Annotated in this window: 22 protein-coding genes and 1 pseudogene; 12 read left to right on the plus strand and 11 right to left on the minus strand. The window is 72.1% G+C overall.

Features of this window, described 5'->3' with window-relative positions; translation table 11 throughout:
* Positions 1-50 precede the first annotated feature (50 nt).
* A complete protein-coding gene (locus ABZW17_RS40005) occupies positions 51-989 on the minus strand; it encodes a WYL domain-containing protein (protein ID WP_354826126.1) in 939 nt (312 codons plus the stop codon).
* A 117-nt stretch (positions 990-1,106) separates the two neighbouring features.
* On the opposite strand from ABZW17_RS40005, the pseudogene ABZW17_RS40010 reads away from it, so the two are divergent.
* The 3 genes and pseudogenes from ABZW17_RS40010 to ABZW17_RS40020 form a co-directional block, all read left to right on the plus strand.
* Positions 1,107-1,265, plus strand: a pseudogene (locus ABZW17_RS40010) (RidA family protein); the annotation flags it as partial.
* An 80-nt stretch (positions 1,266-1,345) separates the two neighbouring features.
* A complete protein-coding gene (locus tag ABZW17_RS40015; protein WP_354826128.1) occupies positions 1,346-4,468 on the plus strand; it encodes a GH92 family glycosyl hydrolase in 3,123 nt (1,040 codons plus the stop codon).
* Positions 4,465-6,531: an FUSC family protein gene (locus ABZW17_RS40020; RefSeq protein ID WP_354826131.1), complete on the plus strand. Its 2,067-nt coding sequence runs from the start codon at positions 4,465-4,467 to the stop codon at positions 6,529-6,531. The genes ABZW17_RS40015 and ABZW17_RS40020 overlap by 4 nt, the downstream gene beginning before the upstream one ends.
* Before the next feature lie 67 nt (positions 6,532-6,598).
* On the opposite strand, the gene ABZW17_RS40025 is transcribed toward ABZW17_RS40020, so the two are convergent.
* A complete protein-coding gene (locus ABZW17_RS40025) occupies positions 6,599-7,228 on the minus strand; it encodes a DUF4360 domain-containing protein (RefSeq protein WP_354826134.1) in 630 nt (209 codons plus the stop codon).
* A 363-nt stretch (positions 7,229-7,591) separates the two neighbouring features.
* Between ABZW17_RS40025 and ABZW17_RS40030 the strand changes: the two genes are divergently transcribed.
* The 3 genes from ABZW17_RS40030 to ABZW17_RS40040 all read left to right on the plus strand — a co-directional run bounded on the left by ABZW17_RS40030 (position 7,592) and on the right by ABZW17_RS40040 (position 10,032).
* Positions 7,592-8,578, plus strand: a complete 987-nt coding sequence (locus ABZW17_RS40030; RefSeq protein ID WP_354826136.1) for a malate dehydrogenase — start codon at positions 7,592-7,594, stop codon at positions 8,576-8,578.
* Between the two features lie 125 nt (positions 8,579-8,703).
* Positions 8,704-9,294 carry an ATP-dependent Clp protease proteolytic subunit gene (locus tag ABZW17_RS40035; protein WP_354826139.1) on the plus strand — a complete coding sequence of 197 codons (591 nt, stop codon included), beginning with the start codon at positions 8,704-8,706 and terminating at the stop codon, positions 9,292-9,294.
* Positions 9,295-9,363: 69 nt separating this feature from the next.
* Entirely contained in the window at positions 9,364-10,032 is a 669-nt protein-coding gene (locus tag ABZW17_RS40040) for an SGNH/GDSL hydrolase family protein (RefSeq protein ID WP_354826141.1), read from the plus strand.
* Positions 10,033-10,120: 88 nt separating this feature from the next.
* Here the strand turns inward: ABZW17_RS40040 and ABZW17_RS40045 are convergent, their stop codons facing one another.
* The 4 genes from ABZW17_RS40045 to ABZW17_RS40060 all read right to left on the minus strand — a co-directional run bounded on the left by ABZW17_RS40045 (position 10,121) and on the right by ABZW17_RS40060 (position 14,894).
* Positions 10,121-12,175 carry a M3 family metallopeptidase gene (locus ABZW17_RS40045; RefSeq protein ID WP_354826144.1) on the minus strand — a complete coding sequence of 685 codons (2,055 nt, stop codon included), beginning with the start codon at positions 12,173-12,175 and terminating at the stop codon, positions 10,121-10,123.
* 96 nt (positions 12,176-12,271) lie between these two features.
* Positions 12,272-12,988 carry a histidine phosphatase family protein gene (locus ABZW17_RS40050; protein WP_354826147.1) on the minus strand — a complete coding sequence of 239 codons (717 nt, stop codon included), beginning with the start codon at positions 12,986-12,988 and terminating at the stop codon, positions 12,272-12,274.
* A gap of 24 nt (positions 12,989-13,012) precedes the next feature.
* Complete coding sequence (locus ABZW17_RS40055; RefSeq protein WP_354826150.1) at positions 13,013-13,855, minus strand: undecaprenyl-diphosphate phosphatase; 843 nt, start codon at positions 13,853-13,855, stop codon at positions 13,013-13,015.
* 1 nt (position 13,856) lies between these two features.
* Positions 13,857-14,894 (minus strand): LLM class F420-dependent oxidoreductase, encoded by a 1,038-nt coding sequence (locus tag ABZW17_RS40060; protein ID WP_354826153.1) that lies wholly within the window; start codon positions 14,892-14,894, stop codon positions 13,857-13,859.
* Between the two features lie 87 nt (positions 14,895-14,981).
* On the opposite strand from ABZW17_RS40060, the gene ABZW17_RS40065 reads away from it, so the two are divergent.
* The 3 genes from ABZW17_RS40065 to ABZW17_RS40075 all read left to right on the plus strand — a co-directional run bounded on the left by ABZW17_RS40065 (position 14,982) and on the right by ABZW17_RS40075 (position 17,283).
* Positions 14,982-15,950, plus strand: a complete 969-nt coding sequence (locus ABZW17_RS40065) for an aldo/keto reductase (RefSeq protein ID WP_354826156.1) — start codon at positions 14,982-14,984, stop codon at positions 15,948-15,950.
* 98 nt (positions 15,951-16,048) lie between these two features.
* The gene (locus ABZW17_RS40070) at positions 16,049-17,062 is read left to right on the plus strand and encodes a hypothetical protein (protein WP_354826209.1); all 1,014 of its coding nucleotides are present in this window, start codon (positions 16,049-16,051) and stop codon (positions 17,060-17,062) included.
* Positions 17,059-17,283, plus strand: a complete 225-nt coding sequence (locus ABZW17_RS40075) for a DUF5703 family protein (protein ID WP_354826159.1) — start codon at positions 17,059-17,061, stop codon at positions 17,281-17,283. Before ABZW17_RS40070 ends, ABZW17_RS40075 begins: the two co-directional genes overlap by 4 nt.
* Here the strand turns inward: ABZW17_RS40075 and ABZW17_RS40080 are convergent.
* The 3 genes from ABZW17_RS40080 to ABZW17_RS40090 are packed head-to-tail and all read right to left on the minus strand — an operon-like array spanning position 17,280 to position 19,018.
* Positions 17,280-18,008, minus strand: coding sequence for an SRPBCC domain-containing protein (locus ABZW17_RS40080; protein WP_354826162.1), 729 nt, complete (start codon positions 18,006-18,008; stop codon positions 17,280-17,282). The two genes, ABZW17_RS40075 and ABZW17_RS40080, sit on opposite strands and share 4 nt — an antisense overlap.
* 1 nt (position 18,009) lies before the next feature.
* The gene (locus ABZW17_RS40085) at positions 18,010-18,597 is read right to left on the minus strand and encodes a helix-turn-helix domain-containing protein (protein ID WP_354826164.1); all 588 of its coding nucleotides are present in this window, start codon (positions 18,595-18,597) and stop codon (positions 18,010-18,012) included.
* Between the two features lie 31 nt (positions 18,598-18,628).
* Positions 18,629-19,018, minus strand: coding sequence for a MerR family transcriptional regulator (locus tag ABZW17_RS40090; protein ID WP_354826167.1), 390 nt, complete (start codon positions 19,016-19,018; stop codon positions 18,629-18,631).
* 28 nt (positions 19,019-19,046) lie between these two features.
* Between ABZW17_RS40090 and ABZW17_RS40095 the strand changes: the two genes are divergently transcribed.
* On the plus strand, positions 19,047-19,649 hold the full coding sequence (locus tag ABZW17_RS40095) for a methyltransferase domain-containing protein (protein ID WP_354826170.1): 603 nt from the start codon (positions 19,047-19,049) through the stop codon (positions 19,647-19,649).
* 76 nt (positions 19,650-19,725) lie between these two features.
* Here ABZW17_RS40095 and ABZW17_RS40100 read toward each other — a convergent pair whose 3' ends face one another.
* Together ABZW17_RS40100 and ABZW17_RS40105 are read right to left on the minus strand one after the other, a co-directional pair.
* Positions 19,726-20,607 carry an alpha/beta hydrolase gene (locus ABZW17_RS40100; protein ID WP_354826172.1) on the minus strand — a complete coding sequence of 294 codons (882 nt, stop codon included), beginning with the start codon at positions 20,605-20,607 and terminating at the stop codon, positions 19,726-19,728.
* Positions 20,607-21,929, minus strand: a complete 1,323-nt coding sequence (locus ABZW17_RS40105; protein ID WP_354826175.1) for a M20/M25/M40 family metallo-hydrolase — start codon at positions 21,927-21,929, stop codon at positions 20,607-20,609. Before ABZW17_RS40105 ends, ABZW17_RS40100 begins: the two co-directional genes overlap by 1 nt.
* 264 nt (positions 21,930-22,193) lie before the next feature.
* On the opposite strand from ABZW17_RS40105, the gene ABZW17_RS40110 reads away from it, so the two are divergent.
* Together ABZW17_RS40110 and ABZW17_RS40115 are read left to right on the plus strand one after the other, a co-directional pair.
* Positions 22,194-22,463: a hypothetical protein gene (locus tag ABZW17_RS40110; protein ID WP_354826178.1), complete on the plus strand. Its 270-nt coding sequence runs from the start codon at positions 22,194-22,196 to the stop codon at positions 22,461-22,463.
* A gap of 83 nt (positions 22,464-22,546) precedes the next feature.
* Positions 22,547-23,623 (plus strand): hypothetical protein, encoded by a 1,077-nt coding sequence (locus tag ABZW17_RS40115; RefSeq protein WP_354826180.1) that lies wholly within the window; start codon positions 22,547-22,549, stop codon positions 23,621-23,623.
* Positions 23,624-23,675 lie beyond the last annotated feature (52 nt).

Consider the following 23,675-nt stretch of genomic DNA (forward strand, 5'->3'; position numbering starts at 1 on the left):
TCCGTGAGGGCCGTTCCGAGGGAAATCCTCGGAACGGCCCTCACGGCGTTTCAGGCGCGGTAACGGGCGGCGATCGCCGCCGCCCGGTCGTGCAGCGCGGCCCGCAGGGACGGCGGGGCGAGGGCCTCGGCGTCCGCACCCAGCTGCCACAGCGCCCACTCGGCGTGCCAGGCGTCCTGGTAGGTCACCTCCAGGCGCAGCCGGCCGTCGGCCTCGGGTTCCTCCGCGCGCACGGCCACCGCCGTGGCCAGCAGCTCCTCACGGCGTCGCGGGTGGACCCGGACCAGCACGCCCAGGTGCCCGCCGGCCAGGAACCGCGCGCAGCGCTGCCGCCAGAGCCGGGCCAGGTCGACGCCGTCCGGCCGCTCGGCCGGTTCCGGCAGCTCCGCGGCGGCCAGGATCCGCGACAGCCGGTAGGCGCGGTCCGCGCCGGCTCTCGTGGCCAGCAGGTAGCCGCGGTCGCGGACGGTGACCAGGCCGATCGGGTCCACCGTCCGCCAGTGCGGCTCCTGGCCGGTGGCCGCGTAGTGGATCCGCAGCCGCCGGCCGGCCAGGACCGCGCGCCGGACCTCGCCCACGGCGGTCCGGTCGACGTCCTCGCGGACGCGGCGGCGGGAAAGCAGGTCGGTCTCGGGCTCGACGAGGAACCGCCCGGCCGCGGCCAGGTGGGTTCCCGGCAGCGCGTCGGTCACCTTGCGCAGCGCCGAGGCCAGGGCCGGGCCCAGGCCGAACGCCTGCCCGGTGGTGAGCAGGGCCAGGGCTTCGTCGTGGGTGAGGCCGGTGAGTTCGGTCCGGAACCCGGGCAACAGCGCGTACCCGCCGTGACGACCGCGTTCGGCGTAGACCGGCACCCCGGCCGCCGACAGCGCTTCGATGTCGCGCAGCACCGTGCGGGTGGACACCTCCAGCTCGGCGGCCAGCGTCTCGGCGGTCAGCCGGCCGCGCTGCCGCAGCAGCAGGACCAGGGAAACCAGCCGGTCGGCACGCACCCGCAGACGGTAGTGAATACCCGACAGGAGATGTCGTGATTCGCCGGAAAGCTCCGGAGCACAGTACTCGCGACGAACGGAGCTGAAGTGGCATTGGAACGAACAGCGGTCAACCCCGTCGCCACCACCGACGTGGACGCGCTGTTCCCGCACTACGGCGTGCTGGCGGCCCGGCTCGGCGCCGCGGGTGTGGCCCCGGCCACGACGATGCTCGGGGTGCACCGGCTGGCCCTGCCCGGCCTGGCCGTCGAACTGACCGCGACCGCCGTCGCCTGACACGGGCGCTGCTGCCCGCACCGGGGCGGGCAGCAGCGTTCACCGCGCTGATCGACCGGGGCGGCGGATACGGTAACCCCATGTCCGACGCCGTGTTCTTCTCCTCCTTCGAAACCGGTGACCCGCAGCCGGTGGACCCCGGCCTGCGCGTCGGCAGCGGCCCGGAGCACTCCCCCACGGCCCGGACCGGCGCCGGCTTCACCGGCGTGCGTGCCCTGCGCTACACCGCCCGGCCCCGCGCGGTCCTGTTCGAACCCGACATCCCGGTGACCGGCCGCACCGAGCTGTCCTATGTGGTCTTCCCGGTGGCCGACGGCGACATCCCGGCCTACCACGCCACCCGGGTCGGCCTCGACGTCGAGTTCACCGACGGCACCACCGCCGGGTTCGCCCCCGAGGACGACAAGACCCTGTGGGTGGACCAGTGGAACCTCGTCCGCCGCCCGCTCGGGGCGTTCGCCGGACGCCGGATCGCCCGGATCGTGCTGCGCACCGACGCACCGGAAGAGATCACCGGCTGGCTCGACGACGTCCGGATCGCCGAACGCGCCGATCCGCCGCGCGACCCGGTCGACTGGGTCCGCACGACCCGCGGCACGCACTCCAGCAGCGAGTTCTCCCGCGGCAACACCTTCCCGGCCACCGCGGTGCCGCACGGGTTCAACTTCTGGACCCCGGTCACCGACGCCCGGGTGACCAACTGGCTCTACGCCTACCACCGCCACAACGACGAACAGAACCGGCCCGCGCTGCAGGCGTTCGCGCTCTCGCACCAGCCGAGCCCGTGGATGGGCGACCGGCACACCTTCCACGTCATGCCCGGCACCGGCCCGGTCGAGCCGCACCCCCGCAAGCGGGCGCTGGCCTTCTCCCACGACGACGAAACCGACGCCCCGCACCACTACGGCGTCACGTTCGCCAACGGGATGACCGCCGACCTCGCGCCCACCTCGCACGCGGCGATCATGCGGTTCACCTTCCCCACCAAGCACGGCTGGCTGCTGTTCGACAACGCCGGCCGCCGCGGCGGGCTCCGCCTCAACGCCGACACCGGCGTCGTCACCGGCTACACCTGGGTGCGCAGCCGCCTCTCGGCCGGGGCGCGCCGGATGTTCGTCCACGCCGTGACCGACGCCCCGGCCACCCGCGGCGCCCGGGTCCGGCGCCCACCGTGGCGGCGGGTCTCGGGCTACTTCGAGTTCGACGGCCCCGAGGTCACGCTGCGGATCGCGACGTCCCTGATCAGCCTCGCCCAGGCCAAGCGCAACCTGGAGCTGGAGATCCCGGCCGGGACGACGTTCGAGCAGGTCCGCGCCCAAGCCCGGCAGCAGTGGCAGGAAGAGCTCGGCCGCGTCGAGGTCGAGGGCGCCACCGACGACCAGCGCACCACCCTGTACTCGAACCTCTACCGGCTGTTCCTGTACCCGAACGTCGCCCACGAGACCACCCCGAAGGGCGTCCGCCACGCCAGCCCGGTCGTGCGCCGGTGGTGGCCCAGCACCCGCCGGCGGACCGGCGCGAAGGTCGTCGACGGCGAGCTGTACGTGAACAACGGCTTCTGGGACACCTACCGCACCACCTGGCCCGCCTACGCACTGCTGACCCCGCAACGCTGCGGCCGGATGATCGACGGGTTCGTCCAGCAGTACCGCGAAGGCGGCTGGATCGCCCGCTGGTCCTCCCCCGGCTACGCGGACCTCATGACCGGCACCAGCTCCGACGTCGCCTTCGCCGACGCCTACCTCAAAGGCGTCCGCGACTTCGACGTCGAAGCCGCCTTCGACGCCGGGCTGAAGAACGCCACCGTCACCCCACCGCGCCGCGCGGTCGGCCGCAAGGGCCTCGAACAGTCGATCTTCCTCCACTTCACGCCGGTGACGGTCCACGAAGGACTGTCCTGGGCGCTGGAAGGCTGCATCAACGACTTCGGCCTCGCCAACCTCGCCGAAGCCCTGTCCCGCGAGAGCGACGGACCGCGAGCCCGCACGTACGCCGACTACGCCGCCTACTTCCGCGAGCGCGCGAAACACTACGTCCACCACTTCGACCCCGAAATCGGGTTCTTCCAGGGCCGCCACCGCGACGGCCGCCGCAAGTTCGCCCCCGAGGGCTACGACCCGGCCGCCTGGGGCGGCGACTTCGTCGAAACCAACGCCTGGAACACCGCCTTCACCGCACCCCACGACGGCCCCGGCCTCGCCGCCCTCCACGGCGGCAACGCGGGCCTGGAGGCCAAACTCGACACGTTCTTCGCCACACCGGAGACCGGACGGCGACCCGGCGCATACGGCGGCCTCATCCACGAGATGACCGAGGCCCGCGACGTCCGGATGGGCCAGTACGGCCACTCCAACCAGCCCTCGCACCACATCCCCTACGTCTACAACCTCGCCGGCGCCCCCGCCAAGACCCAGGCCGTCGTCCGGGAAGTCCTGCGGCGGCTCTACCTGGGCAGCGACATCGGCCAGGGCTACCCCGGCGACGAGGACAACGGCGAAATGTCCGCCTGGTACGTCTTCGGCGCCCTCGGCTTCCACCCCCTCGCCGTCGGCAGCCCGCACTACGCGATCGGCTCGCCACTGTTCGAGAAAGCCACCGTGCACCTCGGCAACGGCAGGAAACTCGTCGTCCACGCACCCGGCAACACCGCCGAAACCATCTACGTCCGCGGCCTCACCGTCGACGGCGAACCCCACGAAAGCACCTCGATCGCCCACGCCACCCTCGCCGCCGGCGCCGAGCTCGTCTTCGACCTCACGACCGAACCCACCGGCTGGGGCACCCCGCCACCCCCGGCCGAACACCCTGCCCCGGCCACCGACCTGACCGGCACCGCCACCAGCTCCGACGGCACCAAAACCGGCGCCCTCTTCGACGACACCACCCGCACTCAGGTCACCTTCCGGAGCGCCACCCCGACGATCGAGTTCACCGTCACCGGCGACCCCCGCGAAGTCACCCTGTACACCCTGACCTCCGGCGACCGCCGCGGCGACCCGAGCGCCTGGGTACTGGAAGGCTCCGACGACGGCACCGAATGGTCCACCCTCGACGAACGCCGCGACGAGCTGTTCCGCTGGCGCCACCAGACCCGCCCGTTCGCCCTCCCCACCCCGGCCGCGCACGCCCGCTACCGGCTGCGGATCACCGCCACCCGCGGCCGCCGCACCACCCTCGCCCAGTGGGAGCTCCTCGCCCGATGAACCACCTCCGCACCGCCGCCCTCGACCGGTTCGCGGCGGCCGACCCCGGCCTGGTCCGGCTGCGGCTGGCCGGCTCCGCCGTACTCGGCATCGTCCTGGCCGTCGCCGCCCTCCTGCCCGCCCACGTCCCGCTCACCGTGATGCTCGTCGGCGCCATCGCCGCGATGATGACCGCGTTCACCGTCAACGACCCCACCCCGGGCGCCCAGGCCGTCACCCTTGTCCTGGCCTTCCTCACCGGCGCCGCGTCCATCACCGTCGCCAGCCTCGGCTCGACGCTGCCACCGGCCGACAGCATCGTGTTCGTCCTGCTGATCTTCGTCGCCGTCTACGCCCAGCGCTTCGGCGCCCGCGGCACCGCACTCGGCTCGATCGCCTTCTTCCTGTTCTTCTTCCCGATGTTCCTGCAAGCCCACCTCAAGCAGGTCCCGCAGCTGCTGATGGCCCTCGGCGTCGGCGTCCTCGCCAACGCCGTCGTCCGGTTCGTCCTGCTCCGGCACAACGCCGAAGCCGAATTCCTCCGCGTACGCCGCGCCTTCCGCGCCCGCCTCGGCGCCGTCGTCCGCGCCACCGAGGCCTACCTCGCGGTCAACGGCAGCGAACGCACCCGCAAGCAACTGCGCTCGGCCCTGGCGCGGCTGCACGAATGCGTCCTGCTCATCGAAGACGCCGCCCCCGACGTCGTCGACGCCCGCGCCGCCGACCGGCTCCGCCGCCGCGCCATCGAAGTCGAACTCGCCGTCGGCTGGCTGGCCAGCACCGTCCAGCGCACCTGCTCCGACGAACTCACCACCGAAGTCCGCGACGACCTCATCGCCCGCCTCGCCCGCTTCCGCGCCCTGATGGAACGCGACCCACGGGAACTACCGCTGATCAGCCAGACCGGCAAATACAGCCGGATGCTCGTCGAAGGCAGCCGCATCGACTCCCACGCCGCCCCCGGCGACGGCGTCCGCAAAGCACTGGCCGAACTCGCCCTGGCCGACGACCGCGCCCAGCGCGCCGCCGCCCCCGAGACCGCCCCGGACCCCCTCACCGGCGAAGACGACGACGAGCCGACCCCGGCCTTCGCCTACGACAACCGGACCCGCAGCGCCATCCAAGCCGTCCTCGGCGGCGAACTCGTCTCCCACCAGCGCTGGTACTGGGCCGTGCTCACCGTCTTCGTCGTGTTCATCGGCGCCTCCAGCGCCGGCGCCACCTTCGTCAAAGGCGTCCGCCGCCTCGGCGGCACCCTGATCGGCATCGTCGGCGGCGTCCTGCTCGCACTCCTGGTCGGCGGCAACACCCCCGCCACCCTCGCCCTGATCCTGGTGTGCGTCTTCGGCATGGTCTACACCGCCCGCGTCTCCCAGGTGGTGATGGCGTTCTTCATCACCAGCATGCTCGGCCTGCTCTACAGCCTGCTCGGCACGTTCAGCCTCGAAGTGCTCTGGATCCGCGTCGCCGAAACCGCCGTCGGCGCCGCCGCCGGCATCCTCGCCGCCGTCGTCATCGTCCCGGTCCGCACCCGCTCGGTCATGCTCGACGACATCGGCGAAGTACTCGACGACCTCGAAGAATTCCTCGAACACACCCGCGGCCTCCTCGCCGGCGAGGAAAACGTCAACATCATCGACCTCTCCCGCGACCTCGACCGCAGCGTCGACCAGGTCCGCACCACCGTCGAACCGCTCACCCACCCGGTGAACCTCCGCAGCGCCCGCCGCGACTACGGCTGGCACGTGCTCACCACCCTCGAAACCATCGCCTTCCGCGCCCGCCACGTCGCCGCCCGCGCCCAGCCCGGCCAGCTCACCGGCACCGACGCCGACCGGCTCCGGCAGTTCACCGGACGGCTCCTGGCCAACATCGACGTCCTCCGCAAAGCACTGGCCGCCCCGGGTGGCCCCACACCCGGCACGCTCGTGCGCGACGACGGCACGCCCGTCTCCGACCGCGTCGAGCAGGCCGAAACCCGCGCGGTCCTCTCCTCCCTCAGCCACCTCGACGAAGCCCTCGTCTCCCTCGGCCGCGTCTTCGGCGTCGAAGCCACCGACCCCCGGGCCCCGGCGAAGCGGTGACCGGCCCGGGGCGGCGCAGCTTCACCGGCCGCGCCGCCCCTCTGGACCTCCGGTCACCCGGAGCCGATCACGGACAGACCAGCCACGCGAAGTGGTACACCGTGGTGATGCTGCCGTCGGTCGAGTCCATCGTGACGTAGCTCGTCGTCTTCTTCGGATCCGACGTCCCGGGCGCGGCCCGCAATTCCGTGTTGATGTTCAGGTTACGTTCCTCACCACACGGCTTGAAGACGATGGCCCCGACCTCCGTCGAATCGGTGAAATGCCAGTCGTCATCGAGAGGGCCGGTCAGCGGATGCTGAACGTAGGCCGTCGGTGAATTACCCTGGAAATAGTAGTTCGCTCTTTCCAGACCGGTCGCGCCGCGTTCCAGGTGCGCGAATCCGCGGTAGTCGGCCTGCGCGATTCCGTAGGTGAAGCCCTGCGGCACGTGCACCCGCAGGCCGATCTGACAGTTCTTCCGGGCGTCCAGCGGTCCGGCACCCACCCCGACCAACGCCGTGTAAGCGCTGTACGTCACGGTGAACGCCGTGTTGTCCTGCGAAACCGCGACCGCGGACGTGCCCGTCGGACAGCCGGTGCCGATGGCGTTGACGACGTCGATGACGATTTTGTCGGGCGGCGGCGGGGTGTTCCACGAATGCGGGGCGACCACAGAGGATAGCGCCATTACGGCAGCAACGACCGCAGACAGCATCGGAATCCTTCCCAATACATTCGAATTGGGGACGGGGGCGCCGACCATGGTAGCGAAAGGATCATGGAAGCAAACCCCGCTGAACGGAGCAACGCGCAGTAGCCGTCCCGCCACGTGGTATGCCGATAATTTCGGACCGGCATTCTCGTGAAAGACGGATAACTTCGACCGGAAAACGATTTCGCGCCCCCGGACCGCTGCCCGCCGTCCGCGATCACCCCCCGACGTCCGGGCTTGATCGTTTCACCCCGCCCCCGGACCACGACCCCGCCGCCCGGAGCGTGACCGGACGCACCCGACCAGCAACGCCGAGGAGAGATAGGCTCCCCACTAGCCAAAGTCGTCTCAAGCTGGAGAACCGCAATGACCCAAGCCCCTGTCAACGTGACCGTCACCGGCGCCGCCGGCCAGATCGGCTACGCGCTGCTCTTCCGCATCGCGTCCGGTCAGCTCCTCGGCCAGGACGTCCCGGTGAAGCTGCGGCTCCTCGAGATCCCGCAGGCGGTCAAGGCGGCCGAGGGCACCGCGATGGAACTCGAAGACGGCGCGTTCCCCCTCCTCGCCGGCACCGACATCTTCGACGACCCCAAGCAGGCCTTCGAAGGCACCAACATCGCCCTCCTCGTCGGCGCCCGCCCCCGCAGCAAGGGCATGGAACGCGGCGACCTCCTCGAAGCCAACGGCGGCATCTTCAAGCCCCAGGGCGAAGCCATCAACGCCGGCGCCGCCGACGACATCAAGGTCCTCGTCGTCGGCAACCCCGCCAACACCAACGCCCTCATCGCCCGCTCGCACGCCCCCGACGTGCCCGCCGACCGCTTCACCGCGATGACCCGCCTCGACCACAACCGCGCCCTCGCCCAGCTCGCCAAGAAGCTCGGCGTCCCCGTCACCGAGCTCAAGAAGCTCGCCATCTGGGGCAACCACTCCGCCACCCAGTACCCCTCGGTCCAGCACGCCGAATACGGCGGCAAGAGCATCGCCGACGCCGTCGACCAGACCTGGCTCGAAAACGACTTCATCCCCACCGTCGCCAAGCGAGGCGCGGCCATCATCGAAGCCCGCGGCCTCTCCTCCGCCGCCTCGGCCGCCTCCGCCGCCATCGACCACGTGTACACCTGGGTCAACGGCACCCCGGCCGGCGACTGGACCTCCGCCGCCGTCGCCTCCGACGGCTCCTACGGCGTCCCCGAAGGCCTCATCTCGTCCTTCCCGGTCACCGCCGAAAACGGCCAGTACAAAATCGTCCAGGGCCTCGAAATCGACGACTTCTCCCGCGCCCGCATCGACGCCTCCGTCGCCGAACTCGTCGAGGAACGCGACACCGTGCAGAAGCTCGGCCTCATCTGAGCCGACCCACCGCACCGGGGCCGCCGTCCGCAATGGACGGCGGCCCCGTTCGCACCCGGCGAACACCGCACGCCCACAGCGAAACCGCCACCGCGAACCCGATCACCCGCCCTACCGTCACCCCCATGACCCTTCTCGCCGTACCCGACATGCACACCCCGGCCCAGTCCCCCGACGACTCCGTCTACCAGCAGCTCCTGCGCGACCGCATCGTCTTCCTCGGCTCCGAAGTCAACGACGAAGTCGCCAACCGCATCGTCGCCCAGCTGCTCCTGCTCGCCGCCGACGACCCGGCCGAGGACATCACCTTCTACATCAACTCACCCGGCGGCTCCGTCACCGCCGGCATGGCCATCTACGACACCATGCAGCTCGTCAAACCCGACGTCGCCACCTACGGCCTCGGCTTCGTCGCCTCCATGGGCCAGTTCCTGCTCTCCTCCGGCACCCCCGGCAAGCGCTACCTGCTGCCCAACACCCGGATCGTCATGCACCAGCCCTCCGCCGGCATCGGCGGCGCCGCCACCGACATCGCCATCCAGGCCGAAGTGTTCGGCCGGATGAAACGCCGCATCGCCGAAATCACCGCCGCCCAGACCGGCCAGACCGTCGAACGCATCACCGCCGACGCCGACCGCGACCGCTGGTTCGACGCCGACGAAGCCCTGACCTACGGCTTCGTCGACCACATCGTCGCCGCCGCCCGAACCGCCTGACACACCCCTGGCGGGGGATGCCAGCCCGCTGTGCGTTCCCCGCCAGCCACCCCCGCCACCCTCGACCGCATGACGATCACCCTCAAACCCCACAGCACCGTGCTCTTCGCCGGCGACTCCATCACCACCCTCTGGCGCCCCGAAGGCGAAGACCGCTGCGGCTACCCCGCACTGGCCGCCGGCCACTGGTGCTTCCAGCACCCCGACCGCCCCGTCACCTGGCTCAACGCCGGACACCCCGGAGACACCGTCGCCGACCTCGAAGCCCGCTGGCACGCCGACGTGCTCGCCGCCCGGCCCGACGTCGTCTCGATCCTCGTCGGCGTCAACGACAACGGCCGCCACACCTTCGCCCCCGGCCTCCCCGCCCTCTCCGCCGACGAGTTCGCCGCCGGCTACGACCGCCTGCTCGCACCCCTCGCCGGCACCGGCACGGCCCTGATCCTCATCGAGCCGTTCCTGCTCCCGATCAAGGGCGTGGTCGAGGCCGGCGTCAACGGCGAACCCCACCGCATCGACGACGCCACCCGAGACGAATGGCGCACCGGCCTGAACCCCAAGATCCAGGCCGTCCGCGACCTCGCCACGGCGCACGGCGCGGAACTGCTCGCCGCGGACACCATGTTCGCCGAACTCGCCGCGACGACCCGGCCCGAACGCTGGTCCGAGGACGGCGTGCACCCGACACCGGCCGGCCACGCCGCACTCGCGGCCGCCTGGCTCGACCTGGTCTCCTAGTCGTTGCGGGTTTTAGCATCGCGAAACGCACTGCGGGGCAAGTTTCTGCCACCTGCCCCGCAGTATAGGGCGTTATACAGGAAAAAGCTCAGACTCCGCCGAGGCCGCGGCGGGCCAGCAGCGGCTCGATCTCGGGGTCGCGGCCTCGGAAGGCGCGGAAGGCGTCCATCGGGTCGATGCTGCCGCCGCGGCCGAGGAGGGTGCGGCGGAAGTGGTCGCCGTTCTCGCGGGTCAGTCCCCCGCTCTCCCGGAACCACTGGACGGTGTCGGCGTCGAGGACTTCGCTCCAGATGTAGGAGTAGTACCCGGCGCTGTAGCCGCCGCTGAAGATGTGGGCGAAGTAGGTCGTGCGGTAGCGCGGCGGGATGGCGTCGACGGCCACACCGGCCTTCACCAGCGCCTCCCGTTCGAACGGCTGCACCTCCCCCACGCGGTCGTCGACGCCCAGGCTGTGCCAGGCCTGGTCGAGCAGGGACGCCGCCAGGTACTCGGTGGTGGAGAACCCTTCGCCGTACTGCTGGGCGGCGAGCAGCTTCCCGACCTGCTCCTGCGGCAGCGCCTCCCCCGTCTCGTGGTGCTTCGCGTAGTTGGCCAGCACTTCCGGCCACAGCATCCACATCTCGTTGACCTGGGACGGGTATTCGACGAAGTCGCGCGGCACGTTGGTGCCGGAGAACGTCGGGTAGCGGACCGCGGAGACCAGCGCGTGCAGGGCGTGGCCGAACTCGTGGAACGCGGTGACGACCTCGTCGAACGTCAGCAGCGTCGGCTCCCCCGCCGGCGGCTTGTTCACGTTGAGCACGTTGACCACGACCGTCTTGCGGCCGAGCAGCTCGGACTGGTCGACGAAGGTGTTCATCCAGGCGCCGCCGCGCTTGGCGTCGCGGGTGTACAGGTCGAGCAGGTACAGGCCCAGCGGGGTGCCGTCGGCGTCGAAGACCTCGAAGGTCCGGACCTCCGGGTGATACTTCGGCAGGTCGTCGCGCTCGGTGAAGGTGAGGCCGTACAGCTTGGTCGCGGCGAAGAAGACGCCGTCGAGGTACACGCGGTCGGCCTCGAAGTACGGCCGCAGGGCTTCGGTGTCGACGTCGAACCGCTCGCGGCGGACCTGGGCGGCGTAGTACGGCCAGTCCGACGGCCGCAGCTGCGCGCCCGGCACGTCGGCCTCGAGCAGCTGCTGCAGCTCCGCGGCCTCGGCGCGGGCGTTCGCGACCGCCGCGGGCGCCAGCCGCTCCAGCAGCCCGACGGCGGCTTCGGCGGTCTTCGCCGTCTCGTCCGCGATGACGTACGCGGCGTGGTCCGGGTAGCCCAGGAGCGCGGCCCGTTCCGCGCGCAGCCGCACGATCTCGGCGACGACGGTGTTGTTGTCGTAGTCGTTGCCGCGGTTGCCCCGCGCCATCGACGCCGCGTGGATCCGCTCCCGCACGTCGCGGTTGCGCAGGGTCTCCAGCGGCGACGCCTGGCTGGTCGGCAGGCTCAGCGTGAGCACGTACCCGCCGTCCTCGCCCCGGGCGGTGGCCGCCTCGGCCGCGGTGGCGATCGCGCCTTCGCCGAAACCGTCGAGCTCGGCGCGGTCGGCGATGACGACGGCCAGCTCGTTGGTGTCCTTGAGCAGGTTCTGCTGGAACTTCGTCTGCAGGGTGGACAGCTGCTCGTTGAGCTCGCGCAGGCGGGCCTGCTCGGCCGCGCCGAGCCCGGCGCCGGCCCGGCTGAAGTCGGTGTGCCGGCGTTCCAGCAGCCGCAGCGACTCCTCGTCCAGGCCGAGCTCGCCGCGCCGCGCGTGCAGGGCGTCGATCCGGGCGAACAGCTGCGGGTTCAGGTGGATGGCGTCGTGGTGAGCCGCCAGCTTCGGCGCGAACTCGGCCTGGATGGCCTGGATCTCGTCGGTGCTGGTGGAGCCGGCCAGGTTGTAGAACACGCTCGCCACGCGGCCCAGCAGCTCGCCGGCGCGCTCGAGGGCCACGATGGTGTTCTCGAACGTCGGCTCGGCGTCCTGCGCCGCGATCTGCTCGATCTCCGCCGCGTGCTCGGCCAGCCCGGCTTCCAACGCGGGCCGGTAGTGCTCGTCGGAGATCCGGTCGAAGGGCGGCAGGGCGTAGGGCAGCTCGCTGGGTGCGGCGAACGGGTTCTCCGGCGAAATCATCGGGGCAGGCTCCTGGTCGGGGACAGACGCACTCGGTCCCGCCACCCTACGTGGTCCACCTGTGCCGACGTCAGCGCTTTCCGGAGGTGGCCGGGGTCACCGGCCCGTGCTACCGCCCACCACGGCGTCGCCGCTCGCCCCGTCTTTTCCGGCCTTCTTGCCCCGCTTCGGCTTCGGTTCCGGCGGCACGATGCCCCGCAGGTCGCCGCCGTGGTCGTTGACGCGCACGACGAACGGCCGTGTCTCGGTGTACCGGACCACCGAGACCGACGCCGGGTCGACGACGATCCGCTGGAACGCGTCCAGGTGCTGGCCGAGCGCGTCGGCCAGGATGGACTTGATCACGTCGCCGTGGCTGCACAGCAGCCAGACGGCGTGGTCGCCGTGCTCGGCGGCGATCCGCCGGTCGTGGGCGCGGACGGCCGCCACCGACCGCGCCTGCATCGCCGCGAGCCCCTCGCCGCCGGGGAACACCGCCGCCGACGCGTGCGCCTGCACCACGCGCCAGAGCGGCTCCTTCGCCAGGTGCTTGAGCTCCTTGCCCGTCCAGTCGCCGTAGTCCACTTCGGACAGCCCGGGCTCGACGACCTTCTCCAGCCCGCGCGCGGCGGCCAGCGGGCCGACCGTCTGCTTGCACCGCAGCATGGGCGAGACGACGAGCCCCGCGAGGGGCACGCCGTCGAACCGTTCGACGAGCTTCTCCGCCTGGGCGCGGCCGGTGTCGTCGAGGTTGACCTTCGGGGAGCGCCCGGCCAGGATGCCGGAGCCGTTGGCCGTCGACTTGCCGTGCCGGAGCAGAATGACCGTACTCACGGCTCCCACCCTACGTGGCGGCGATCAGTGCCCCACCGGGCCCGCGTTCGGGTCCAGCACGCCGCTGAAGATCAGCACGTACAGCAGCACCCCGAGCACCAGCCGGTACACCACGAACGGCACGAAGCTGCGCTTCTTGATGTAGGCCATCAGCCAGGCGATCACCGCGTACCCGACGCCGAAGGCGACCAGCGTGGCCAGGATCGTCGGGCCCCACTGGGCCGGCACGTTGCCGGAGCCGATGTCCTTGAGCTTGTAGACGCCCGAGCCGAACACCGCCGGCAGCGCCAGCAGGAACGAGTACTCCGCCGCCTCCGCCCGCGTGTAGCCCAGCAGCAGGCCGGCGCTCGTCGTGCCGCCCGACCGGGACACGCCGGGGATGAGGGCCAGCGCCTGCGCGAACCCGAAGCCGAGGCCGTGCGGCACGGTCAGGTCGTCCAGCGTGCGGTCCTGCTTCCCGATCCGGTCGGCGATCAGCAGGATCACACCGAACACGATCAGCACGGTCGCGGTGATCCGCAGGTCGCGGAACGCGCTGTCGATCTGGTCCTGCAGCAGCAGCCCGAGCACCACGATCGGCAGCGAGCCGACGATGATCAGCCAGCCCAGCCGGGCGTCCGGGTCGCGGCGCCACTCCGCCTTGTACAGCGAAAAGAACCAGGCCCGCAGGATCCGGCCGATCTTCGGCCCGAAGTAGATGATCACCGCCAGCTCGGTGCCGATCTGGGTGACCGCGGTGAACGCCGCACCCGGGTCGTCCCAGCCCGCCAGGGCCGCGACGATCCGCAGGTGCGCGCTCGACGAGATCGGCAGGAACTCGGTCAGGCCCTGGACCAGGCCCAGGACGAGTGCTTCGAACCACCCCACGTCAGGCCACCCCCGCCAGCTCGAGCGCCTCGGCGGCGGTCCGCAGGGCAGCGGCCGGCTCCGGGGTGTACGGCGACACCGACAGGGTCGTCACGCCGGCTTCGGCGTATTCCTTCATCTTCTCCGCGATCCGTTCCTTCGGACCCAGCAGCGACGTCGCGTCGAGGAACTCCGGCGGCACCGCCGCCATCGCCCCCGCCCGGTCACCGGCCAGGTACTTCTCCTGCACTTCGGCGGCCTCGGCCGCGAATCCCATCCGGCACGCCAGCCGGTTGTAGAAGTTCTTCTCCCTGCTCCCCATCCCGCCGAGGTAGAGCGCCGCATAGCCGCGCACCGCGTCCGCGCAGGCCCGCCAGTCGTCGCCAGGGACCAACGGCACAGAAGGGACGATTTCGAACCCGTCCAGGTTGCGTCCGGCCCGCTCGGCACCGGCCCGGACGTGGGCCAGCTGCTCCCCCGCGTGCGACGGCGAGAAGAACACCGGCAGCCAGCCGTCGGCGATCTCCCCGGCCAGCTCCAGGTTCTTCGGCCCGATCGCGGCCAGGTAGAGCGGGATGTGCCGGCGGGCCGGGCGGACGGTCAGCCGCAGTGCCTTCCCGGGACCGTCCGGCAGCGGCAGCGTGAAGTGCTCACCCTCGAACCGCACCCGTTCGCGCCGCAACGCCGAACGCACGATCGAGGCGTACTCGCGGGTGCGGCCCACCGGCGCGGCGAACCGCACGCCGTGCCAGCCCTCGGACACCTGGGGGCCGGACACGCCCAGGCCGAGCCGGAACCGGCCGCCCGAGAGCGTGTCGAGGGTCGCGGCGGTCATCGCCGTCATCGCCGGCGTGCGCGCCGGGATCTGCAGCACGGCGGACCCGACGTCGATCCGCGACGTCCGCGCCGCGATCCAGGTCAGCACGGTGACCGCGTCCGAGCCGTAGGCCTCCGCCGCCCACACGACCGCGTACCCCAGGTCCTCCGCGTGTTTCGCCAAGGCCGGCTGCGCGGGGTCGCTCCCCGTGCCCCAGTAGCCCAGATTCAGTCCGAGTCGCACGGGGCCAGACCCTAACGGGGGGCCATGATCGCGACACGACTCACCTTGGTCTCCTCCGGACGGGGCAGCCCACTAGGCTCGGCGGTCGTGGAAAAGCGACTGCTCGGCCGCTCGGGACTGCGCGTCTCCCGGATGGCGCTCGGCACCATGACCTGGGGTGGCGACACGGACGCGGAGGAGGCCGCCAGCCAGCTGGTCGCCTTCGTCGACGCCGGCGGCACCCTGGTGGACACGGCCGACATCTACGGCGAGGGCGAGAGCGAACGGGTGCTCGGCTCCCTGCTCGGCGACCTCGTGCCCCGCGAAGACGTCGTCCTCGCCACGAAGGCGGTCGCCCGGCGCACCGAAGGCCCGTTCGGCGGCGGCGCCTCCCGCGGCGCGCTCCTCACCGCGCTCGATGGCTCGCTCAAGCGGCTCGGCACCGACCACATCGACCTCTGGCAGCTGCACGCCTGGGACGACTGCGTTCCCCTCGCCGAGACGCTCTCCGCCCTCGAACACGCCGTGACCAGCGGAAAGGTCCGTTACGTCGGCGTCTCGAACTACGCCGGCTGGCAGCTGGCCACCGCCGCCACGGGCGCCCCGGCCGGCGCACCGCTCGTCTCCACCCAGGTCGAGTACTCGCTGCTCGAGCGCGGGGTCGACCGCGAGGTCGTGCCCGCGGCCGCCCACCACGGCATCGGGCTGCTGCCCTGGGCGCCGCTCGGCCGCGGCGTCCTCACCGGCAAGTACCGCACCGGCACGCCCGCCGACTCCCGCGGCGCGAACAGCGCCTACGCCGGCTACGTCGAACACCACCGCACCGACCGCGCCGCCCGGATCGTGCAGGCCGTCGCCACCGCGGCCGACGGGCTCGGCACGTCGCCGCTGGCGGTCGCCCTGGCCTGGGTCCGCGACCGGCCCGGCGTCGTCGCCCCGGTCGTCGGCGCCCGGGACACCGGCCAGCTCACCGGCTCACTGGCGGCCGAGGACATCACCCTGCCGCCCGCCATCCGGTCCGCGCTCGACGACGTCAGCGCGATCGAGGTCGGCTACCCCGAACGCTGGCCGCGGTGAGCGCCAGGTGTCTGTTCGGTGACACGCACGTGACGGCACGGGGATCAAGGAGCATGCTGGTGAAGACCGCCCGCCGAGGGACAACTGGAGGCCGCAACGTGCGTCGGCTCGCCGCCGTGTCGTGGATCGCGCTCCCGCTCGCCGGTGCCCTCGCGCTCTCGGGTTGCTCTTCGGCCAAGTCGACCTCCGACGACCTGCAGATCGTGGCGAACCCGACCGCCGCACGCCCGGCCGTCTCCCCCGCGGTGACCGTCAAGCCGGCCGGCCGGGTGCTCGGCGACGGCACGGTCTCGGCCGTCGCGGTGGAGCCGACGACGTCCACCCTCGTCGTTGCGGTTTCTTCGCCGCCGGCGCTGCGGCTGTACGACTTGAACGCGCCCGCGTCAGCCCCGGTGAATATGCCGTTATACGGCACTGCTTCCCGGCTGACGGTGTCGCCGGGGCGGGTCGAGATCGCCGAGCCCGGGCCGGGTGTGGTGCAGCAGCTGACGCTGCCGGACCGGAAGCTGACCGAGACGAAGACCGGCGGGCAGCCGGCGTCGAGCATCGCCTACGGGCCGGACCGGCTGGTCGCGATGGGGGCGGCGAAGGACATCCGGGTGCTGCCGGCGGCGGGGCCGGCGCGGACGATCGGCGGGCAGCTCTACAGCGCCGACGACGTGGTCGACACCGGCAGCGGGGTCGTGGTGCTGGACCGGCTGCGGACCGCGGTGTTCTCCGTCGACGTCACCGCCGGGAAGGTCAACGAGGGCCTGCGCGCGGGCGACGGCGCCGCGAACGTCGTCGCGGACTCCTACGGCCGGGTGCTGGTGACCGACGCGCGGGCGGGGGCGCTGCTGGCGTTCTCGGCCGGCCCGCTGATCCTGAAGCAGCGCTACCCGGTGCCCGGCGGCGCGTACGGGATCGCCTACGACGCGCAGCGGAGCCTGGCGTGGGTGACGCTCACCGAGCGCAACGAAGTCGCCGGGTTCGACGTCCGCGGCGGCGAGCCCGTCGAGAAGTACCGGTTCCCCACCGTGCGCCAGCCGGACTCGGTCGGGGTGGACGAGAAGAGCGGCCGGGTGATCGTCGGCTCGGCCGCCGGAGAAGGGACCCAGGTGATCCCGCCATGACGACGGTCAGCGAGGCGGTGGTCGAAGGGGATTGGGAGTACCGCCGCCTGCACCTCCCCCCGGGCGTGTCCCGGCGTGCGGCGGCGACCCAGCTCTCCATCCACGCGGAGTTCGCGGGCTGGGAACTGCGCACCGTGCGGCTCTACGCCGACGGCACGCGCCGGGTCTGGCTGCGCCGCAAGAAGACGGCCCAGAGCCTGCCCGGCGCCCTGCCGACCTAGCCGGCCACGCGGTCCAGCCAGTCGCCCCAGGTCTTCTCCTCGGTCCCGGGGTCGGTGCCCGGCGCGAACAGGTGGTGGGACGCCACCATCGGCCCCCGGAAGCCGCGCAGGAACCGGAACATCGCGTCCTCGGTCCGCACGCCCACGGCCTGGTCGTTCACGAGGTACACGACGCCCTCCCCGCCGAGCCGGACGCGGTCGCCTTCCGCGGGCCGCGCGGGCAGGCCGAGCGCCTCGCCGAGCCGCCCCCACGCCCGGTCCCAGTCCCCCACCGGCGGCCCGAACGCCGTCACCGGTACGGCGGTGCGGCCCGCGAAGTGCGTCACGTACTCGACCAGGGTGCGGAAGAACAGCGCGCCGCCCGCGGTCATCGCCTCGAACTCGTCCTCCCAGTCGTCGCCGGGCAGGAAACCGCTGGTGACGCACCGGATGACCGAACTGCCGCCGTCGCGGCCCTCGACGAGGAACTCGTAGGCGATCCGCCGTCCGTCCGGCGCGGTCCCGCTGCCGTAGGCCAGCTTCCCGGGCGGCTCCCACGCGCTGATGCCGTACTCCGGCCGGTAGCCGCCGAAGGCGCCGCGGACCGTGCCGCCGGGGCCGCCGTCGACCTCGTTGCGGCCCATGAACCACGAGTCGATGCCGGGGCCGGTCGCGATCGCTTCCCACACCTGTTCCGGCGTCGCCCCGGTTTCGGCGACGTCGGTCAGTTCGAACTCGTGGCCCACGTCAGGACTCCTCGGGGACGCTCGGGTGCACGGCGACGACCACCCGGTGCGGGCGGCCCTTCTCGGCCGTTTCGTCGTGGTACTTCCCCACCAGCGCCGTGACGGCGGCCGTGAGCTCCTCGGCGAACGCGGCCCGGTCGGCGGCCGAGGCGAACCGCACCTCGCCGTCGAGGGCGAAGGTGGCGACGCGCTGCTGGGCCTTCGCCGCGCCGGTGATCAGCAGTCCGACGTCGCGCACCAGCCGTCCGGCGACGGCGAGCAGCCACCGCGCCGAGAGCCGGTCCGGCGAGCGGGCCGGGTCCGGCTGGACCGCGGCCAGCGCCGCCGGCGAGATGACGTAGGAGGCGGCCGTCGCCCGCATCATCCGCTCGGTGACGTTGCCCTTGCGGCGCTCCTCGACCAGTTCCACCAGGCCGTGGCTTTCCAGCGCCCGCAGGTGGTAGTTGACCTTCTGGCGCGGCAGGCCGATGCGGGCGGCGAGCATGGTCGCCGACGCCGGCTCGGCCAGTTCGGCCAGCAGCCGGGCCCGGACCGGGTCCAGAGACACCTCGGCCGCCGCCGCGTCCTCGATCACCGCCACGGGAAACATGCGCCCAGCATCCAGCCGAACAGAGAAGTTGTCAAGAACTCGCTTCTTGTCGGCGCAGGCGCTCGGCCAGCAGGCCCCAGAAGTTCGGGCACGTCATGAGGTCGTCGTGCGGGCAGTCGCCGTCCAGCAGCTCGAGCGCGGCCTGCGCCCGCGCGATCCGGGCGCGCAACAGCTCCCGCTGCCGGGCCGCCATCGCCGCCCGGTCCGCCGCGGACCGGGCGGTCAGCATCGTCCGGATGTCGGCGAGCTCGAACCCGGCTTCCTTCGCGACCAGGATCGCGGCGACGCGGCGCAGGTCCGCCTCGGTGTAGCGGCGCCGGGTCCCCACGCGGGCCGGGGTCAGCAGCCCTTCGGCCTCCCAGAAGCGCAGCACATGGGCCGGCAGCCCGAGCCGGGCCGCCACCTCGCCGATTGACTTCATCCCGGCATTAAGTCGCAGGATGGGCCGCATGTCCACCTTGCTCACGCTCCTCGACGCCCTCGACGACCGCCCGCAAGCCGTCCACCTGCGAGAACGCACCTACGAAGGGCTCGGTGACGTCGTGGTCGACGTCGGCTGCGGCAGCGGGCGGGCCGTCGGGGAGCTGGCCGCCCGCGGGGTCCGGGCCATCGGCGTCGACGCCGATCCGGCCATGGTCTCGGTCGCGGCCGGGCGCTGGCCCGCCGGCGAATTCCACGTCGCCGACGCCACCGCGCTGCCCCTCGGCGACGGCTCGGTCACCGGCTACCGCGCCGACAAGGTCCTCCACGTCGTGCCCGAACCCGCGCTCGCGGTGGCCGAAGCCCGCCGCGTCCTGGCCCCGGGCGGCCGGGCGGTGCTCACCGGCCAGGACTGGGACACCATCGTGATCGACTCCGGCGACCCGGCCCGCACCCGCTCGATCGTCCACGCCCGCGCGGACGGCATGCCCCACCCGCGCATCGCGCGGAGGTACCGGAACCTGTTGCTGGACAACGGGTTCACGGACGTCACCGTGGAGGTCCGCACGCTGGTGTGGACGGACGCGGCCGCCTTGCCGGTGCTCGCCAACCTCGGCGGCGACGGCGCCTGACTGGACGAACAGGCCACCCGGGCCCGCGAGGACCGGCTGTTCGTGGCGGTGCCGATGTTCCTGGCCGCGGGCCGCCTCAGCGCCGGTGGCTCGCGTTGACCAGCGCGACCACCCGCGGCAGCACCTGGGCCGCAGCCTCCAGCGGCACGACGTGCCCGACGCCGGGCAGCACCACCGCCGTCCCGGCGTCGAGGCCGCGGACCCACTGCTCGACGTCCGAGGCGCGCACGATCCGGTCCCGCTCCCCCACGATCGCCGTCACCGGCAGGCCGCTCACCTGCGCCAAGGCCGCTTCGCGCGCGTAGGCGTCCAACGCCGGCCGAAACAGCGAGACGGTGTGCGGCCAGTTGCCGCGGATCATCTTCACCGTCAGCTCGACCAGCTCCGGGTCCGGGTCGTCGCCGAACAGCCACCAGCGCAGGCCCGCGCTGACCGCGCGGCTGGTGCGCTCGCGCACGACGCCGAAGACCTTCGAGCCGAGCACCGTCTCGAGGTCGCGGGCCAGCTTCCCCAGCGCGCTCGGCCAGGCCGCCGACACCTCGGTGGCGAGCGTGCCCGACGACGTCGCCAGCAGGACCAGCCCGGACACCCGGGCGGCGAACAGCTCCGGGTGGCGCTGGGACAGCGACATGATCGTCAGGCCGCCCATGTCGTGCCCGACCAGCACCACCCGGCCCTCGGGCACCTCGCGCGCCAGCAGCTCGGCGAGGTCGTCGCCGAGCTGCGCCATCGTGGCGGTGCCGCGCCGCGCCCGTCCCGATCCGCCGTGGCCGCGCTGGTCGTAGGTCAGCACGGCCACCGGCCCGCCCGCCGCGTCCGGTACCAGCGGGGCGATCCGGCCCCAGCTGCGCTGGTCGAGCGCGTAGCCGTGGACGAACACCACGGTCACCGGCGCCGCCGGGTCGCCCCGGCGGATGACCTGCAGGAGCGTGCCGTCGGCGAGCGCGAACCCGGTCATCAGGACGTGCGCAGGAACCGGTCGAGCACCCGGGTGCCGAACTTCAGCGCCTCCACCGGGACCCGCTCGTCGACACCGTGGAACAGCGCCGAGAAGTCCAGGTCGGCCGGCAGCTTGAGCGGCGCGAAGCCGAAGTTGCGGATGCCGAGCTGCTGGAAGGACTTCGCGTCGGTGCCGCCGGAAAGCATGTACGGCAGCGTCTTCGCGCCCGGGTCCTCGGCCAGCACCGCGGCGGTCATCGCGTCCACGAGCGCGCCGTCGAAGGTCGTCTCGACCGGCGGCAGCTCCATCCACTCCTTCTCGATGTCGGGGCCGAGCAGCTCGTCGAGCTCGCGGTCGAACGCCTCCAGCCGCCCCGGCAGGATGCGGCAGTCCACGGCGGCCTCGGCGACCGACGGGATGACGTTCGACTTGTACCCGGCGGTGAGCATGGTCGGGTTGGCGGTGTCGCGCAGGGTCGCGCCGATCATCCGGGAGATGTTGCCCAGCTTGGCGACCGAGCCTTCGAGGTCGTCCTCCGGGAAGTCCCAGCCGGTGATCTCGGTGACACCGGCGAGGAACTCCTTGACCGAGTCGGTGAGCACGAGCGGGAACCGGTGGTTGCCGAGCTTCGCGACGGCCTCGGAGAGCTTGGTGACGGCGTTGTCGCGGTGGATCATCGAGCCGTGCCCGGCGGTGCCGCGCACGCGCAGCTTCATCCAGCGGATGCCCTTCTCCGCCGTCTCGATGAGGTAGGCGCGGACGTCGTCCTTGAGCGTGATGGAGAACCCGCCGACCTCGCTGATCGCCTCGGTGACGCCTTCGAACAGCTCCGGCCGGTTCTCGACCAGCCACTGGGCACCGTACTGGCCGCCGGCCTCCTCGTCGGCCAGGAACGCGAAGACCAGGTCACGCGGCGGCACGACGTTGTTCAGCTTGTAGTGGCGGGCCAGCGCGAGCGCCATCCCGCACATGTCCTTCATGTCGACCGCGCCCCGGCCCCAGACGTAGTCGTCCTGGATCGCGCCGGAGAAGGGGTGGACCGACCACTCCGAGGCGTCGGCGGGCACGGCGTCGAGGTGCCCGTGGATCAGCAGCGCCCCCCGGCCCGGATCGGCGCCCTCGAGGCGCACGAAGACGTTGTGCCGGTTCTTCCCGCCCGACTCGACGTAGGTGATCTCGTACCCGGCGTCGGTCAGCTTCTCCGCGACGTACTCGGCCGCCGTCCGCTCCCCGACCAGGGTGTCGGGGTCACCGGTGTTGGTGGTGTCGATGCGGATGAGCTCGCTGGTCAGCGTGACGGCCTCGGCCGCGGCGGCTTCGATCAGGTTCGTGTCGGTCACCGGCCATTCCTATCACCCGGATGGCCGGGTGCGCTGGCTGCGCGCCTGCTGGGACGGTCGCGGGCCCGGCGCCTGGGCCGGGTCCGGCAATTGCCGCCGGGAAGCGGCAAAATTGCCGATTTCACGATGGAATGGCCCGTAAACAGATCATTCACCCCCTTGCTCCATCCGAGTGGCACCGTTTTTTGTGGTGGCCGGTGAATTCCGGCGGGGCCATACTCGGTCGCGTACGCAGCATTCCGCTGCCGTCCATGAGGGGGTCTCATGAAAAAGTTGCTGATCATCGCGTCCACCGTGGCCGCACTGGGGTCGCCGGCCGCGGCCGTTCCGGCCGCCGCCGATCCGTTGCCCGCCAAGACGTCCCAGCAGGCCAAGGCGGGGCATTGGGCGCTGTACCAGACCTTCGGCGGGGGAATCCGCGGCGAGGTCCAGTGCGTCGCCGTCGGCGAAACCGGGTACCGGCAGGGTCGGTGGCCGTCGTACTACTGCGACAACGGCATCTTCTCGACCGACCTGATCATCTGGATTCCGTGAATGCGGCCGTAGCCCGGTGATCCCGTAACCAAGTCGCGTATTTCCCGCTGTCCTCGTGTTTCCACCAGAACAGGAGTGCAGACGTGGTAACGAGATTCGCCAAGGCGCTCGGCCTGATCCCGGCGGCGCTCGCCTTCGTGGCGGCGCCGCCGGTACCGGCGGCCGCGCCCGTGCACTACACCGTCACCTTCATCGGCTCGACGAACCTGCCGTTCGGCAACCAGCCGTTCGGCGTCAACGCGGCCGGACACACCGCCGGCCTGGGGACCTTCCGCGGGCTCAGCGGCCAGACGGCCTACCTCGGCACCAGCCCCGCGCAGCTCACCGCCCTGCCCGGCCTCGACACCACCGATCCGGACCTGGCCGCGGCGACCGAGGCGTTCGGCCTGAACGACAGCGACACCGTGGTCGGCGCCGCGCACCTGAACTTCCCGATCCGGACCGAGGCGGTGCTGTGGCGGGACGGCAAGCCGACCGCCCTGGACGTCCCGCTCCCCGGCGACCAGGAAGTGCGGGCCGTGGCGATCGACAACGCCGGCCGGATCGCCGGCAGCGGCCTGGACACCGGCCAGGCGTGGCTGTACCGGAACGGCGTCACGACGATCCTGCCCCACCTGCCCGGCGGCGCGGCCGCCGAGGCGTTCGGCATCGGCCAGGACGGCCAGGTGCTGGGGGTGGCGTCCCCGACGGCCGACACGCACCAGGCCGAGGCCGTGGTGTGGCGGGACGGGACCGTGGTGCCGCTGGGGAACCTCGCCGGCAGCACGTGGTCGGAGGCGCACGCCATGAACGCCTCGGGGGTCGCGGTGGGCGCGGCGGGGTTCGACGGCGACGAGTTCGCCCCGCGCCACCCGGTCTTGTTCGCGAACGGCAGGGTGACCGACCTCTGGCCCGACCTCGGCGCCACGACCTCCGGCACGGCGTTCGCGATCAACCGCGCCGGCACCGTGGTCGGCGACGGCCGCCGCGGCTGGGTGTACCGCGACGGCGTCCGCACCGACCTCGACGCCTTGATCCCGGCGGACGCGGGCGTCACGATCGAGGCGGCCTGGGCCATCAACGACAACGGTCAGATCGCGGCGACCGCGGAACTCAAGCACGGCACGACGACGCAGCGGAACCCGAAGTACGCGGTCCTGCTGACCCCGGTCACCGGCTGAGCCGGGCTCAGGCGACCGGCGCGACGGGCTTTCCGGTCACCGGCTGAGCCGA

This window comes from Amycolatopsis sp. NPDC004625 (assembly GCF_040609695.1).
Lineage (GTDB): Bacteria > Actinomycetota > Actinomycetes > Mycobacteriales > Pseudonocardiaceae > Amycolatopsis.

Bases quoted from the DNA above. Each gene is read 5' to 3' on its own strand.
- ABZW17_RS40110 (WP_354826178.1), top strand. From the start codon at position 22,194: ATGAAAAAGTTGCTGATCATCGCGTCCACCGTGGCCGCACTGGGGTCG.
- ABZW17_RS40100 (WP_354826172.1), bottom strand. From the start codon at position 20,607: ATGACCGGGTTCGCGCTCGCCGACGGCACGCTCCTGCAGGTCATCCGC.
- ABZW17_RS40085 (WP_354826164.1), bottom strand. From the start codon at position 18,597: ATGTTTCCCGTGGCGGTGATCGAGGACGCGGCGGCGGCCGAGGTGTCT.
- ABZW17_RS40015 (WP_354826128.1), top strand. From the start codon at position 1,346: ATGTCCGACGCCGTGTTCTTCTCCTCCTTCGAAACCGGTGACCCGCAG.
- ABZW17_RS40030 (WP_354826136.1), top strand. From the start codon at position 7,592: ATGACCCAAGCCCCTGTCAACGTGACCGTCACCGGCGCCGCCGGCCAG.
- ABZW17_RS40035 (WP_354826139.1), top strand. From the start codon at position 8,704: ATGACCCTTCTCGCCGTACCCGACATGCACACCCCGGCCCAGTCCCCC.
- ABZW17_RS40025 (WP_354826134.1), bottom strand. From the start codon at position 7,228: ATGCTGTCTGCGGTCGTTGCTGCCGTAATGGCGCTATCCTCTGTGGTC.
- ABZW17_RS40095 (WP_354826170.1), top strand. From the start codon at position 19,047: ATGTCCACCTTGCTCACGCTCCTCGACGCCCTCGACGACCGCCCGCAA.
- ABZW17_RS40040 (WP_354826141.1), top strand. From the start codon at position 9,364: ATGACGATCACCCTCAAACCCCACAGCACCGTGCTCTTCGCCGGCGAC.
- ABZW17_RS40090 (WP_354826167.1), bottom strand. From the start codon at position 19,018: ATGAAGTCAATCGGCGAGGTGGCGGCCCGGCTCGGGCTGCCGGCCCAT.
- ABZW17_RS40045 (WP_354826144.1), bottom strand. From the start codon at position 12,175: ATGATTTCGCCGGAGAACCCGTTCGCCGCACCCAGCGAGCTGCCCTAC.
- ABZW17_RS40075 (WP_354826159.1), top strand. From the start codon at position 17,059: ATGACGACGGTCAGCGAGGCGGTGGTCGAAGGGGATTGGGAGTACCGC.
- ABZW17_RS40020 (WP_354826131.1), top strand. From the start codon at position 4,465: ATGAACCACCTCCGCACCGCCGCCCTCGACCGGTTCGCGGCGGCCGAC.